Genomic DNA, 13609 nt, shown 5'->3' on the forward strand with positions numbered 1-13609 from the left:
CGCGACGCCCAGGTTCTGATCAACGGACAGAGGGCCCGGGTGGATGGGCGGACGGCCCGTCTGGACAGTGACGAGATGGCCCTCGAGCTGACCGTGCAGCCGGCCTTCGTGCTGGTTCCCAATGCCCGCACGACCTTGCAGGTGACCGGCGGCGGCCGGACATTCGCACTGACCCCGAACCTCGCGACCGGGCGCGCCGCGGTGGGCATCGGCGCGGTCAATACCGGCATCCTGGGTGATCGGCAGACGGGGCGTCTGGCCTCCCTGGCGTCCGGCCAGGCCAACGCGCTGACCTCGGGCAACCTTCACAGCAGCCAGAGCATCGTGGAGTCGGCGATCCGCGAGGTCGCCTCGCTCCGCGGACGGCTGGGGGCCTTCCAGAGATACACGGTCGAAAGCGCCCTGCGCAGCCAGCAGGTGGCGCTGGAGAACATCAGCGCCGCTGAATCGGCGATCCGCGACGTGGACTTCGCCGTCGAGACCGCCCATCTGGCCCGGTCGGACATCCTGGTCCAGTCCGCCTCGCGGGTGCTCCGGACCGCCAATGCTCTGCCTCAGATCATCCTCCAACTCCTGGCCCCCTAGCGAATTTGCGGCTTGACCTTACCGAAACGCCCCCTACAATGGTCCCAGTTTGTCCGGAGACGCTGCCAAAGGACGGCTGATGCCTCAGATGATTGGCACTTCAAACATCGAGGTTCCTGCCACGACCGGCCGGGGCGTTGCCGGTTGCGCGAGATTCAGATCGATCCCTATCCCTATGATTTTCAGCGGGCCCCGGACGACTGGCCGCCCCAAACAAAGGAGTAACAGATGCGCATGTTAACGTGTCTTTTGGAGGTAGTGGTGATGATGGCCATCTCAGCCCCGGTGTTGGGCCAGTGCACGGGTTGTCCGCTGCGGTGCGACGTCAAGGACGAGTTCGGCGAGAACTTCTTCCTTCGCGACGGCGACGTGTACATGATCTACGGCGACAGCATCACCGACGGCAGCATCTACGCCCGGACGCTCGAGAACTACGTGCTGACGCGGTTTCCCGACTGGCGCGTCACGTTCTACAACCACGGCTGGGGCGGCGACGTGGCCAGCAACCTGGCCCGTGTCGAGCGGGACGTGCTGCCGTTCGCTCCGACCGTCTTCACCGAGGCGATGGGCATGAACGACGCGAGCTACACCATCCCCAGCGAAGGTCCGCTGCAGCGGTATCTCGAAGCCTACCGGCAGATGATCCCGATGCTGCGGCAGGCCAATCCGGACGTGCGGATCGCCCTCGTCTCAGCGATCCCGTACGAGAACATGGCCGGCAGCGGCCGGGCCGACGGCGCCTACGCCCAGACCCTGGGCATGCTCGCCCGCTACAAGGAGCAGCTCGCCCGCACGCTGGGCGTGGAGTTCATCGACCTGTTCACCGGCTACGGCGAGAAGATGGGGCTGGGCAAGGTCATTTATCCGGACTTCGTTCTCAGCGGCGACGGTATCCATCCTGGCCCGGCCGGTCAGACCATGATCGCCCAGGTGATCCTGGAGGGCATGAACGCCCCGGCGCTGGTCTCGTGTCTGAAGCTCGACGTGACCGGCGATCAGGCGAAGGTCGCCGACGCGGTCCGCTGCCAGGCCAAGGACATCGCGGTTACGGACGGCGTGGTGAGTTTCGGCCGGTTGGCCCGGTCGCTGCCGTGTCCGGTCGAGCAGGTCAATCCGACGATCAAGCGGTTTCTCGACGCGGTGGAGTTCTCGGAGGAGATCAACCGCGATATGCTGTTCGTCCGCGGATTGGCGGCTCCGGCGTACGAATTGAAGATTGATGACGTGTCGATCGGCGTTTACTCCGCCGACGAGCTGGCGATCGGGGTCAACGTGGCCAAGCCGATGACCGGGCCGATCTGGGACCAGGCGATGCAGGTGGCCGCCGCCACCATCGAGCGGTTCAGCGCCCACCGGGCCCGCTGGCGAGACATCTGGGCCAATGGCGGCGGCGTCGGCGGGCAGTATAACGAGGCGACCCAGGCCCAGCTCGACGAACTGAAAAAACAGGTGCAGGCCGCGATCGAGAAACAGCACCAGGTCAATCAGCCGAAGTGGTATCGCTTTACATTGACGCCGACGGAGGCCAAAGGCTTGGAGATTCCCGACCCGGTCACGTTCGGCCAATTGGGCATCGAGACCGGTCCGCCCCGGCTGGCCCCCGCCGAATGGGCGGATAAATCGGTCAAGCCGATCGATCTGCGGCCGGTGGTCAACCGCGGCTTCGCCGACGAAAACGAATTCGACGGCCAGGGCGGCTGGTCGGACCAGGGCGCGAGCAACGACCTGTATTCCTTCCCAATCGGCCGGCAGGTGCTGGCCGGTGTGCCTTTCGACATCCTCGACCCAGCCGCCAATGACGGCAAGTCCATGCTGGTGCTCTCGAAGCGGGAGGACCAGAAGAACGTCGCGAGCGAGGCGACGATCCCGGTGAACGGCCAGGCGAAGATGCTGGCATTTCTGCATGTCGGGGCGTGGATCGGAGGCAGCGAGACTCCGGTGCGGGTCCGGATCAACTACGCCGACGGCATGGCGACCGAGACGACCTTCGCGCCGGGCTATCACCTGACCGACTGGTGGCAGGCTTCGTCCGGACTGGCGATGGGCGTGAAGGCTTGGGAAGGCCGCAACCGCAGCACGACGATCGGCGCCTATTACACGCTGGTCGCCAATCCGTTGCCGGAAAAGGTCATCGAGTCGATCGGCATGAAAATGGAAGGAAACGAGTGGGTTTACGGCCTGATCGCCGTTACGGCGCTACAGGAGTAAAACAAGGAGCATGGACATGGCGGAGCAGGTGCGATTTGAGCCGGCGGGACGCGACGCGGCGGGCGAGCCCTTCCGGCCATGCCGGAGGATGATCGTCGGCCCCTGGTGCAATCAGCCTGAGGAGTACGAAGGCTACAACGGCTTTGTCGGATGGGCGGGCCTGACCATCCTGCGTAGCGGGCGCTGGCTGTGCACGTTCAGTTCCGGCTACTGGCACGCCAGCATGCCGCTGACCGAGGAGGTGCTGGCCGATGAAAAGTGCCGGAAGCTGTTCGAGTACTACCAGACCCTCGGCTGCCCGTACATCCGCGCCCCGCGCGGCGGGCGGGCTCACATCATGCACTCGGACGACCGCGGCCGGACCTGGTCCAAGCCGGAAACGCTGATCGACACCGATCTGGACGACCGCCATCCGACGATCCTGGAGCTCGACGACGGCACGTGGCTGTGCATGTTCTTCCAGTACCGCCTGCCGCAATTCGGCCAGGCCTGCTGGATCCGCTCGCAGGATCAGGGCAAGACCTGGACCGCTCCGGTGACTCCGCCCGGCGGGCAACCCGGCGGCTTTGGCGCCGGTCCGACCATCCAGCTTCGCGACGGAAGCGTGGTCTGGGTGGCCGAGGGGATTCACGACGACGTCGCCTACCCTCAGATTGGGGTCTATCGTTCGACCGATCGCGGGCGCAGCTTCGAGTTGGCCTCGGTTCTCCGCGCCGATCACGAACTCAACGAGCCCAGCGTGGTCGAGATGCCCTCCGGGCGGCTGGCCGTGATCACCCGTCGCCAGGGCGACCTGTGGTTTTCGGATGACGGGGGGCGAACCTGGACGCCGCCGCAAACCTTCGGCGTTGAGCTGTTCGATCCGCACCTGCTGATGCTGCCTAACGGCGTGCTGGCCTGCTTCCACGGGTCGTATCCCAACGGCGGTATTCGAGTGATCCTCAGCGGCGACGAGGGCCGCACCTGGCACGGTCCGACCGAGACCTTCGGGTACGGCGTCGATCTGAGCGTCTACGGCTACTGCCATCCGGTCCTGCTGGACGACGGCACTGTGTTGCTGGTGTACCTGCATAGCGGCGGGCACCACACCGCCGACGCCCGGACGGAGGCCCTGTGGCTCTTGCGGGTGGCCGTCAGCGATACAGCCGACGGGATCGAAATCCTGCCCGCGCCCGGTTCGCCCGCCGAACGAAAGGCGTCGCTCTCGCACTTGGAGAGCCAGCGGACCGAAGGCGGCGATCCGGCACTCGGAGAGCTGTGAGACGCCACCGCACCTTCTACCTGGAGATTCCTCTTGTCGACACAGATCACTTTCCAGACTGTCGGCGACGATCCGCAAGGCAACCGACACCGCCTTTGCCGGCGGATGCTGGTGGGGCCCTGGTGCAATCAGCCGGAGCAGTACGAAGGCTACAATGGCTTTGTCGGCTGGGCCGGGACCACCCGCCTGCGCAGCGGGCGATGGATCGTCACGTTCTCGTCCGGTTATTGGCACGGCAGCCCGCCGTGGACCGACGACATTCGCCGCGACGAAGCCTGCCGCAAGGAGTTCGAGCACTATCAGAGTCTCGGCTGCATGGACATCCGTTGCCCGCGCGGCGGACGAGCCCATCAGATCGTCTCGGACGACGAGGGCAAGACCTGGTCGATGCCGCGGACGCTGATCGATACGGACATGGACGACCGCCACCCGACGATTTTGGAACTCGACGACGGGTCGCTGCTGGCCACGTGGATGGCCCAGCGGCTGCCGCGGGTCAGCATCGCCCAGGCGATGCGCAGCGAGGACGGCGGCCGGACCTGGTCCGAGCCGGTGCGGGTCGGCGAGACGATGCTCGGTTTCGGCAACGGCTCAGCCATCCAGTTGCGCGACGGCACGGTGGTTCTGGCCGCCGAAGGGCCGCTGGACCCGGGCCTGGAGCATAACGTGATCGGCGTCTTTCGCTCCACCGATCGCGGACGAACCTTCGGCCTGGCGGCGGTGATCGCAGCCGACCATGAACTCAACGAGCCGAGCGTGGCCGAATTGCCCGACGGCCGGTTGGTCCTGATCGCCCGTCAGCAGGGCGACCTGAGCTTCTCCGACGACGGCGGCTGCTCGTGGACCGCACCGGTCGCCCTGAACGTCAAGATGTCGGACCCGCACCTGTTGATGCTGCCCAACGGCGTGCTCGCGTGCTTCCACGGGGCCTGGGACAAGGGGGGGGTGGCGGCGATCCTCAGCCCGGACGGCGGACGCACATGGCGCGGACCGCAGGAACGGTTCGGCTATTGGGTCGATCCCAGCATCTACGGCTATTGCCATCCGATGCTGCTGCCGGACGGGACGGTCTACGTGGTCTATCAGCACAACGGCGGCGTGAAAGCCCACGACGCCAGAACCCAAGCCGTCTGGGGGCTTCGTCTTTGCGTGAGCGATCGGGCCGATGGCATCGAGATACTGCCCGCGCCCGGCTCACCGGCTGAACGCGGAATCGCCATCGATCCGACCGCCGTCGTGGAAAGCCGTGCATCGGAACTGGAACTGGGCGATCAAGTCTGATCGGGAGGCGACCATGGATTCCTGCCGTTATGAGCCGATAATTCCGGGCCGCTGCGAGCACCGCGATGGCCTTGATATCCACGTCAGTCACCTGCGAACCGTCCTGCGCGGGTCGATGTTCCCTTCGTTGGCCTGTTTCACCGACGGATCGGTGGTCCTGGGGGCCGCTTCGGATGAGGAGCACAGCCCGCGGGTCAGTATCCGGTCCGAAAACGGCGGCCAAACCTGGCGGCCGATCGGCGGACTTCGTCCGGACTTCAGCGATCACAATATCATTGAACTCGGCGACGGATTTTGTACGTCGATCTGGTATGAGACCAAGCCGCTGGCGGACCGGCCCGGGTGGTATGCGACCAGACGCTGGGAGTCCGATGACCAGTGGCGCACCGTCCGCGGACCGCTGGACGACGGTACGCTCTGGCTGCCGCCCGATGACTTCGACCCGTCCAAGGCGCAGTGGTTCCACGGCAACACCGTCGAGATGCCCAGCGGCGAGTTGATCGCCGTCATGCAGGGGGTGGAAAAACACGGTCAGGGCATCTATCCGTTCCATGTCTACCTGAGCCGCTCCGAGGACCGCGGCCGGACGTGGCGGTTCCTCTCGCACGTCGCCTCGCTGGCCACCATCGACGATCCCGACGGTGTCCTGCAGGGTCCGTGGCGGCTGCACGGGCCCTGCGAGCCGTGCCTGGTTCGCCTCGATGGCGACCGGCTGATGTGCGTGGCACGGCTGGTCAACGACGACCAGGGCGCGCCGATCGGTCCAGCCGAGGACACCTACCACGACCTGGCCTGGTGCGTCCGCGGCGACGAAATTCATCCCGGCGTCATGAGATTGGACCCCGCAAAGTACTATGCCCCGGGTCAGCCCAGCGTGCCGCTGATCATCTCCTGGTCGGATGACGCCGGACGAACCTGGAGCCGGCCGACGCTGATGGAGCAGGCCCGCGGCTGCTGGCCGCGGCTGGCCCGAAGCGGCAATCTGGTCGCCCTGACGTTCGGGGCCCTGGCCTTTCCCCGGTGGGGCAACTGCGTTACCTTCACCACCGACGGTGGGCGGACCTGGACCGATCCGATCAATTTCGCCCCCTTCCTGACCACCGGCTATACCGACATCGTGACGACCGGGCCCGGCCAATTCCTCTGTGCATTCGATTGCACGCCGCCTCAGCCATGGACCCGCCACACCGCCCACTGGGTCGGCGTGGTGGACATCGAGGTGACGGCATAGGGGCTTCGTTCTTCCAGTAGTGGCAAGCATATTATGTCAAATGCTGTAGCCTCGCCATGCGCCCGGCGAAGTCGCGGCAGTGGGGCTTTTCGACGTGGAGCGGCGGGATATCGGGGTCAGGGAACTCCCTGATTCTGTGATACTTGCCTGTGATTTCTGTCACAGTGACCTTTCCACAATCTGTTAAATTTCCGGCTCACTTCTGGACGAGATGTGGAACAGGTGTTAGAATATTTACGGTTGGTTTGACAAGCGTTTCCGGTCGCGAAGACCGGGCACGGCTCGGCGGTTTGAAAAGGTACAAGGTAACGTTGTTCCGCACCGTCCGATGACCCTCCAAAGTGCGTCTGGGTGGACGATAAACCCACCTGTCGGAACGGGCGGATAGGCCAGGTCGGCTGCAACGCGATACAGGTTGCCCCCAGCCTGCCTAAGGTATAGGAAATGGACGAGTTACGTAACACGGGCGCGGCGAAGATGCATTAGCTTCGACAGGCATGTGGCCTGCGCGAAGCGTGCGCGGCACTCAGCGGTTCCGCCTTGTCGGTCGCAGTGAATTGCCGCCCCATAAGCGCAAGGTAGACAAGTGGTTACGTAAAGGTCCATCGGCCCCTCCTTTCAGATCGACCGACCCCAGAGACGCCCGGTCCGCACTGATCGCAAACGCAAACAGGCACCACGGTGCGCAGAAATCAGCGCGATCGCTGATTTACCATTGATAAATCATGTTTGGATTGCGAGGGATCAGGAATGTTGTACGCATTGTCAATCATCTTGGGTGCAGCCCTCGGCGCGGGAATCTTCTTTGTGGTCCAGTACATTTCGGGGCGGAACCTCCGCGAGATGGCCCGTCAGGAAGCCGAAGGGATTCTGGACCAGGCAAAGCAGGAAGCCCGCCAACTGCGCGAAAAAGGAGAAATCGACGCCAAAGCGGAGTACGTCAAGCGAAGCGAGCAGTTTGAGAAGGAAGCGGCGGAGAGCCGGAACGAGTTGCGGGAAGCCGAACGGCGGCTGGCCAAGCGGGAAGACAATATGGAGCGCAAGTCGGATGCCCTGACCACCAAGGAGCGGGCGCTGGACACGACCAGCAAGCGGCTGGCCGAGCGCGAGAAGGCGATCGCGGTCAAGGAGCATCAGCTCAGCGACTCGCTGGCCCAACAGCGGGCCGAACTGCTGAAGATCGCGAGTATGACCGTGGACGAGGCCCGCGAACTGCTGCTCTCGCGGCTTGAGCGCGAAGTCGAGAAGGAGTCGTCGGAACTGATCAGCAAGCGGTTCGAGGCGGCCAAGGAAACGGCCAACGTGAAGGCTCGTGAGATCATCGTTACCGCGATCCAGCGTTACGCCGCTGAGCACACCAGCGACTCGACGGTCTCGACGGTGGATATTCCCAGTGATGAAATGAAAGGCCGAGTGATCGGCCGCGAAGGCCGGAATATCCGGGCGTTCGAGAAGGCGACGGGAGTGGACGTGATCGTCGATGATACTCCCGGAGTGGTGGTTATCAGTTCGTTCGACCCGGTCCGCCGCGAGGTGGCCCGTCGGGCGCTGGAAAAGCTGATCCAGGACGGCCGGATCCACCCCGGTCGGATCGAGGAGATTGTGGGCGAGACGGCCCACGAGGTGGACGAAGAGGTCACCGAGATCGGCAAGAAGGCGGCTCTGGAAGCCAACGTGCTGAACCTGCATCCGAAGATCTACGAACTGCTGGGCCGGCTGAACTTCCGTACCAGCTACGGCCAGAACGTCTTGCGCCACAGCATCGAGGTGGCCTACCTGTGCCAGATGATGGCCGACGAACTGGGCCTGGACGGGACGGTGGCCCGCCGGTGCGGTCTGCTGCACGATATCGGCAAGGCGGTCGATCACGAGGTCGAGGGCGGCCACCCCTACATCGGGGCCGAGCTGGCCAAGCGCTACAATGAGAAGTCCGAGGTGCTCAACGCGATTTCAGCCCACCACGGCGACGGCGAAGCGACCACGATCTACACGCCGCTGGTGGCGGCGGCCGACGCGATCAGCGCGTCGCGGCCCGGGGCCCGGCGGGAGTCGCTGGAGCGCTACGTCAAGCGTCTCGAGCAGCTTGAAGGTCTGGCGACGTCGTTCAACGGGGTCCGCCAGGCGTTCGCGATCCAGGCCGGCCGCGAGATCCGCGTGATCGTCGACGCCTCCGAGGTCGACGACCAGAACACGCTGAAGATGGCCCGCGAGATGGCCCGCAAGATTGAGGATGAGATGGAGTATCCCGGCGAGATCAAGGTGACGTTGCTGCGTGAGGTGCGTGCAACGGAATACGCCCGCTAGTATCGTAGAGGGAAACTATGCAAGGCCCTCCGGGTTTCGGCCCGGAGGGCCATTCGATGAATCTATGGAAATCAAAGTTTTATGCATTGGTGACGTGGTCGGACGCCCGGGCAGGACGCTGCTGTCGTGGGCGATTCCGGTGTTGAGGAAGGCCCGCGGCTATGACCTGGTGGTGGTCGACGCGGAGAACATCGCCGGCGGGTCCGGGCTTACTCCACAGATTTTCAACAAGCTGATTCGGTACGGGGTTGACGCGGTGACGTTGGGGGATCACTGTTACCGGCGGCAGGAGATCATCCCGCTTCTGGACGGCGACCATCGTCTGGTCCGGCCGGCCAACATGCCGCCGGGAGCGGCGGGCAAGGGGTGGAACGTTCTGACGCTGGAGAACGGGGTGAAGGTGGGCGTGGGCGTGCTGATGGGGCGGCTGTACATGAAGCCGGCGGACTGCCCGTTCCGCGCAGCCGATGAGATGGTGAGCCGCCTTCGCCGCGAGACCAACGTGATTCTGGTAGAGATGCACGCCGAGGCGACCAGCGAGAAGGTGGCGATGGGCTGGCATCTGGACGGCCGCGTCTCCGCGGTGTTCGGCACGCACACGCACGTGCCGACCGCCGACGCTGAGGTTTTGCCGGGCGGCACGGCCTATATCACCGACCTGGGGATGACCGGGCCGTACGATTCGGTGCTCGGGCGCAACAAGCGCAAGGTGATCCGCTCGCTGATCAGCGGCATGCCCAACATGTACGACATCGCCGAGGACGATTTGCGGATCGGGGCGATGTCGGTTACGATTGAGACGACGACCGGCCGGGCGACCGGCGTCGAATCGATAATCCTCCGCGAGCGGCAGTTGAAGGAGCTCGAGGCGCAGGTGGGTAAGGTCGCCACGGACGGCGACGACGATCGGGATTCGGACTAACGGCGGGAACCGGATGAGGGGCGAGATCGCATCGGGACATGACGAACGATTCCAAGGGACAGGACGATCAGCGCCAACTGACGCTGGACGCGATGCTGGCCGAGAGCCCGGCGGACAAACCCGCCAAGCCGCGCCGCCAGCGCAAGGCGAAGGCCTCCGTCGCGGCGGAGGCGCCGCCGGCCGCTGCATCGCCATCACCTCCTGCATCTGAGCCGAAGGTGCTGACGGTTTCGGACCTGACCAGACTCATCCGCGAGGCGATCGAGGCCCGCGTGCCGTCGACGGTCACGGTGGTGGGCGAGATTTCCAATTTTTCTAAGCCCGGTTCAGGCCACCTCTACTTCACGCTGAAGGACGAGCACGCCCAGATCCGCTGCGCGATGTGGCGGTCCAGCGCGATGCGGTTGAAGTTTCAGCCGGCCGACGGCCTGGCCGTGGTGGCGACCGGGCGCGTCGAGGTGTATGGGCCGCGAGGGCAGTATCAGCTTCTGCTCGAGAAGCTTCAGCCGTCGGGCATGGGCGCGCTGGAACTGGCGTTCCGCCAGCTTCGCGAGAAGCTGACCAACGAAGGCCTCTTCGACGACGAGCACAAAAAGTCGATCCCGGCGTATCCGTTTTCGATCGCCGTGGTCACCAGCCCGACGGGCGCGGCGGTGCGGGACATCCTGCGGACGCTGTCGCGGCGGTGGCCGGTGGGTCGGGTGATGATTTATCCGGTCCAGGTGCAGGGTGAGGGATCGGCCCAGCAGATCGTCGAGGCGCTGGACGCGCTGAACGCCCAGGCGGCAGTGCTGGGCGGGATCGACGTGATCATCCTGGCCCGCGGCGGCGGCAGCCTGGAGGACCTCTGGTCGTTCAACGAGGAGCCGGTGGCGCGGGCGGTGTTCCGGTCGAGAATCCCCGTGGTGGTCGGCGTCGGCCATGAGGTGGACGTGACGATCGCGGATTTGGTGGCGGACCTTCGGGCGGCGACGCCGACCGCGGCGGCTGAGTGCGTTGCTCCGGTGCTGGCTGAGGTGCGCGAGGGGCTCTCGACGGCATGGGTGAGGTTGATGCGGTTGGCGCGGGAGGACCTGGCGGGCGCCCGCGAGCGGATCGACGGTTTGGCTCGTCGCGGCATGTTCGCCCATCCGATCGTGCTGTTGGGCCGCTTCGCCCAGGAGTTGGACGAACTGTGCAATCTGATCAGCCGCCACACCGCCCGCCGGACCCACGCGGTGCGGACGGAACTGGCGGGTTACGAGATCGCCTTGAACCGCGTCCGCCCGGACGTGCTGCTGCACCGCGGGCAGGGAGAGTTGGGCCGGCTTGGGCAGCGGCTGGACCACGCGGCAAGAAATCTGTTGCGTCAGCGAAGGGAAATGGTAGAACGGCAGGAATTGCTGTTGGAGGCCTACGGGCCCGGCAAGCTGCTGCCGCGCCGACGGCGGGAGCTTTCGGAGGTTGATGCCCGGCTGCGGCTGAGCCTGTCTCGCAGCCAGGAGGGCTGCCGCCAGCGGTTCGACCACCTGGAGGCCCGGCTCAACAGTTGCGACTATCGCCAGGTGTTGCGGCGCGGCTTTTCCGTCACCCGCGACGCCGACGGCCGGATCGTCGGATCGGTCGGCCAGGTGGCTGAGGGCCAGACGATGACAACGGAATTGAAGGACGGGACGATCGCCAGCCGGATTGAGGAGGTGAGCCGACGTGACGCAGGCCGCACGGACAACGGAGGGACCGACGATCGATAATGGACCGGGCAAAGTGATCAACGCGCGGATGGAGCACGTGGAGCGCATCCACGAGCTGATTACCTATTTCGCCGAGCGCAACCGGATGCTGTTCCGTTCGCTGGAAGAGCTGTACCAGGACGTCCGCAACTTCCGGGTATACGTGGACGGGCAGGGGCGGGTGCAGGGCTGCTGCGGGCTGCAGGTGCTCTGGCGCGACATGGCGGAGGTCAAGAGCCTGGCCGTCGATCCGGATTGCCAGGGCAAGGGCATTGGGCGGGCCCTGGTGCTTCACGCGGTCGAAGAGGCGAGGGAACTGGGGCTGCCGAAGGTGTTCGCCCTGACCTATGAGCGGGAGTTTTTCCTGCGCCTTGGGTTCGTGGAGGTCAAGAAGGAGACGCTGCCGCACAAGGTGTGGACCGACTGCATCCGCTGTCCGTCGCAGAACGACTGCCGCGAGGTGCCGGTGGTGATGAACCTGCGGGACGGGCGATAGGGGCGATAAGGGGGCGGGATGGAACTGGATTACCGGATCGTTGAAGGGCAAGCAGCCGAGGAGGTGGTGCGGCGGACGGTCCGGGGCGGAGCGGGAGCCAGGGCTGATGAGGCGGTCGCGGCGTTCGAACGATTCGCCGAGCGCTACGGCTTGGATCTTTCGCGCCAGGCGGCGGCGTACGAGGGCGAGCTGATGGCGGCTTGGTGCCTGTTCCTCGGGAACCGCGGGGCCACCGGCACGGTCATGGCGCCTCAGCGGTTTGAAGGGATGCGGCGGAGCGATTACGAGACGGCGATGGTGGAACTCATCCGCCTGATCGCGCGTCAGATCGACGCGTGGGACCTGGCGATGATCCAGGCGATGGTGGGCGACGATCACTCGCAGGCGGTGCTGTTCGAGCGGGCGGGCTATCAGCGGCTGGCCGACCTGATGATTATGGAGGCGCCGGTGGCACTGGCGGAGGAGGACGTTCCGCCGATCGAGTGGCTGCCGTACGAAGAGGTCGGCGACGATCGCCTCGCATCGGCGATCTTCGAGACGTACGTCGAGAGCCGCGATTGCCCGGAACTGACGGGGTTGCGGACCGGGTCCGACGTGATCGAGGGCCATCGGTATTCGGGAGTCTTTGAGCCGCAAGGCTGGTGGCTGGCCCGATTGGAGGGCGGCGACGCGGGCGTGTTGCTGCTGAACTCGACCGAGGAGGACCCGTCGCGGCTGGAGCTGGTGTATATGGGCGTGGCCCAGCGGTTTCGCGGGCGCGGCGTGGGCAAGGCGATTCTGGCCAAGGCGATGGCGGTGTCGCGGGAGCTGGGCAAGCGGCGGATACGCCTGGCCGTCGACTCGCGGAACCGCGCCGCGATCGGGTTGTACCGGCGGTTCGGCTTTCGCCCGCACTCGCACCAGTCGGTGCTGGCGGTGCTTAACGAGGCGCGGCGCGATCGGTTGATGGCACAGGGATGACAACGGAGCGAGCGATGGCGGTGGACAGTTGTCGTATCGAGTTTCGGGTGCGCTATCCGGAGGTGGATCGGATGGGCGTGGTGCACCATTCGCAGTACGCGGTGTATTTTGAGCTGGGCCGGACCGAGCTGCTGCGGGCTCATGGCGTCAGCTATCGCGAGATGGAAGAGATGGGCAGCTTTTTTGTGGTGGCGAGTCTGGAGATTCGCTATAAGGCGCCGGCCCGCTACGACGACGTCCTGCTTCTGGAGACCCGCACCGCGCGGATGACCCGGGCCCGGATCGAGCACGACTACACGCTGTACCACAAGGATAGCGGCAGACTGCTGGCTGAGGGACACACGCTGCTGGCGTGCGTCGATGGCGACGGCAAGGTCTGCCCGATTCCGGATGCGTTTTTCGCCGCCCTTCAAGCCGAACCGCAGTTGTAGAAGACCGACCTCCCGCGGAGGCGCGGAGACGCGGAGGGGGAGGAGAATTCAGTGGTCAGAACTCGGAATGAAGAGGGAAGCGGCGGGTGAACTTGCTCCGCCTTCGGCGGATCAGAATCCCCGTTCCTACACGACTCTGATCCCTATGCCCTCACCAAGCATCTTGGCCTCATCTTCGTGCCAGAGACCTGATATTGAAATCTCCACAGTAAAGGCTCTAG

At 65.1% G+C, this 13609-nt stretch carries 11 protein-coding genes; all 11 read left to right on the forward strand.

Going from position 1 to position 13609, the window contains the following annotated elements:
• On the forward strand, nt 1–585 hold a 585-nt coding region (locus GXY33_07770; protein NLX05025.1), incomplete at its 5' end, for a flagellin.
• Nucleotides 586–813: 228 nt separating this feature from the next.
• Nucleotides 814–2793 (forward strand): SGNH/GDSL hydrolase family protein, encoded by a 1980-nt coding sequence (locus tag GXY33_07775; GenBank protein ID NLX05026.1) that lies wholly within the window; start codon nt 814–816, stop codon nt 2791–2793.
• Between the two features lie 16 nt (nt 2794–2809).
• On the forward strand, nt 2810–4054 hold the full coding sequence (locus tag GXY33_07780; protein ID NLX05027.1) for an exo-alpha-sialidase: 1245 nt from the start codon (nt 2810–2812) through the stop codon (nt 4052–4054).
• A 33-nt stretch (nt 4055–4087) separates the two neighbouring features.
• On the forward strand, nt 4088–5335 hold the full coding sequence (locus GXY33_07785) for an exo-alpha-sialidase (protein ID NLX05028.1): 1248 nt from the start codon (nt 4088–4090) through the stop codon (nt 5333–5335).
• 13 nt (nt 5336–5348) lie between these two features.
• The gene (locus GXY33_07790) at nt 5349–6566 is read left to right on the forward strand and encodes an exo-alpha-sialidase (protein NLX05029.1); all 1218 of its coding nucleotides are present in this window, start codon (nt 5349–5351) and stop codon (nt 6564–6566) included.
• Nucleotides 6567–7316: 750 nt separating this feature from the next.
• Nucleotides 7317–8870 carry a ribonuclease Y gene (gene rny / locus GXY33_07795; protein ID NLX05030.1) on the forward strand — a complete coding sequence of 518 codons (1554 nt, stop codon included), beginning with the start codon at nt 7317–7319 and terminating at the stop codon, nt 8868–8870.
• A 94-nt stretch (nt 8871–8964) separates the two neighbouring features.
• Complete coding sequence (locus GXY33_07800; protein NLX05031.1) at nt 8965–9792, forward strand: YmdB family metallophosphoesterase; 828 nt, start codon at nt 8965–8967, stop codon at nt 9790–9792.
• A gap of 38 nt (nt 9793–9830) precedes the next feature.
• On the forward strand, nt 9831–11522 hold the full coding sequence (gene xseA / locus GXY33_07805; protein ID NLX05032.1) for an exodeoxyribonuclease VII large subunit: 1692 nt from the start codon (nt 9831–9833) through the stop codon (nt 11520–11522).
• A gap of 28 nt (nt 11523–11550) precedes the next feature.
• Nucleotides 11551–11997 carry an N-acetyltransferase gene (locus GXY33_07810; GenBank protein NLX05033.1) on the forward strand — a complete coding sequence of 149 codons (447 nt, stop codon included), beginning with the start codon at nt 11551–11553 and terminating at the stop codon, nt 11995–11997.
• A gap of 18 nt (nt 11998–12015) precedes the next feature.
• On the forward strand, nt 12016–12957 hold the full coding sequence (locus GXY33_07815) for a GNAT family N-acetyltransferase (GenBank protein NLX05034.1): 942 nt from the start codon (nt 12016–12018) through the stop codon (nt 12955–12957).
• 14 nt (nt 12958–12971) lie between these two features.
• Complete coding sequence (locus tag GXY33_07820; protein NLX05035.1) at nt 12972–13388, forward strand: acyl-CoA thioesterase; 417 nt, start codon at nt 12972–12974, stop codon at nt 13386–13388.
• Nucleotides 13389–13609: the final 221 nt, after the last annotated feature.

The sequence above is a fragment of the Phycisphaerae bacterium genome (assembly GCA_012729815.1).
Classification (GTDB): Bacteria; Planctomycetota; Phycisphaerae; order JAAYCJ01; family JAAYCJ01; genus JAAYCJ01.

What these genes read in the sequence shown, in the direction of transcription:
- GXY33_07820 (NLX05035.1), top strand. Translation starts at nt 12,972, where the DNA reads ATGGCGGTGGACAGTTGTCGTATCGAGTTTCGGGTGCGCTATCCGGAG.
- rny (NLX05030.1), top strand. Translation starts at nt 7,317, where the DNA reads ATGTTGTACGCATTGTCAATCATCTTGGGTGCAGCCCTCGGCGCGGGA.
- GXY33_07810 (NLX05033.1), top strand. Translation starts at nt 11,551, where the DNA reads ATGGAGCACGTGGAGCGCATCCACGAGCTGATTACCTATTTCGCCGAG.
- GXY33_07780 (NLX05027.1), top strand. Translation starts at nt 2,810, where the DNA reads ATGGCGGAGCAGGTGCGATTTGAGCCGGCGGGACGCGACGCGGCGGGC.
- GXY33_07775 (NLX05026.1), top strand. Translation starts at nt 814, where the DNA reads ATGCGCATGTTAACGTGTCTTTTGGAGGTAGTGGTGATGATGGCCATC.
- GXY33_07815 (NLX05034.1), top strand. Translation starts at nt 12,016, where the DNA reads ATGGAACTGGATTACCGGATCGTTGAAGGGCAAGCAGCCGAGGAGGTG.
- xseA (NLX05032.1), top strand. Translation starts at nt 9,831, where the DNA reads ATGACGAACGATTCCAAGGGACAGGACGATCAGCGCCAACTGACGCTG.
- GXY33_07790 (NLX05029.1), top strand. Translation starts at nt 5,349, where the DNA reads ATGGATTCCTGCCGTTATGAGCCGATAATTCCGGGCCGCTGCGAGCAC.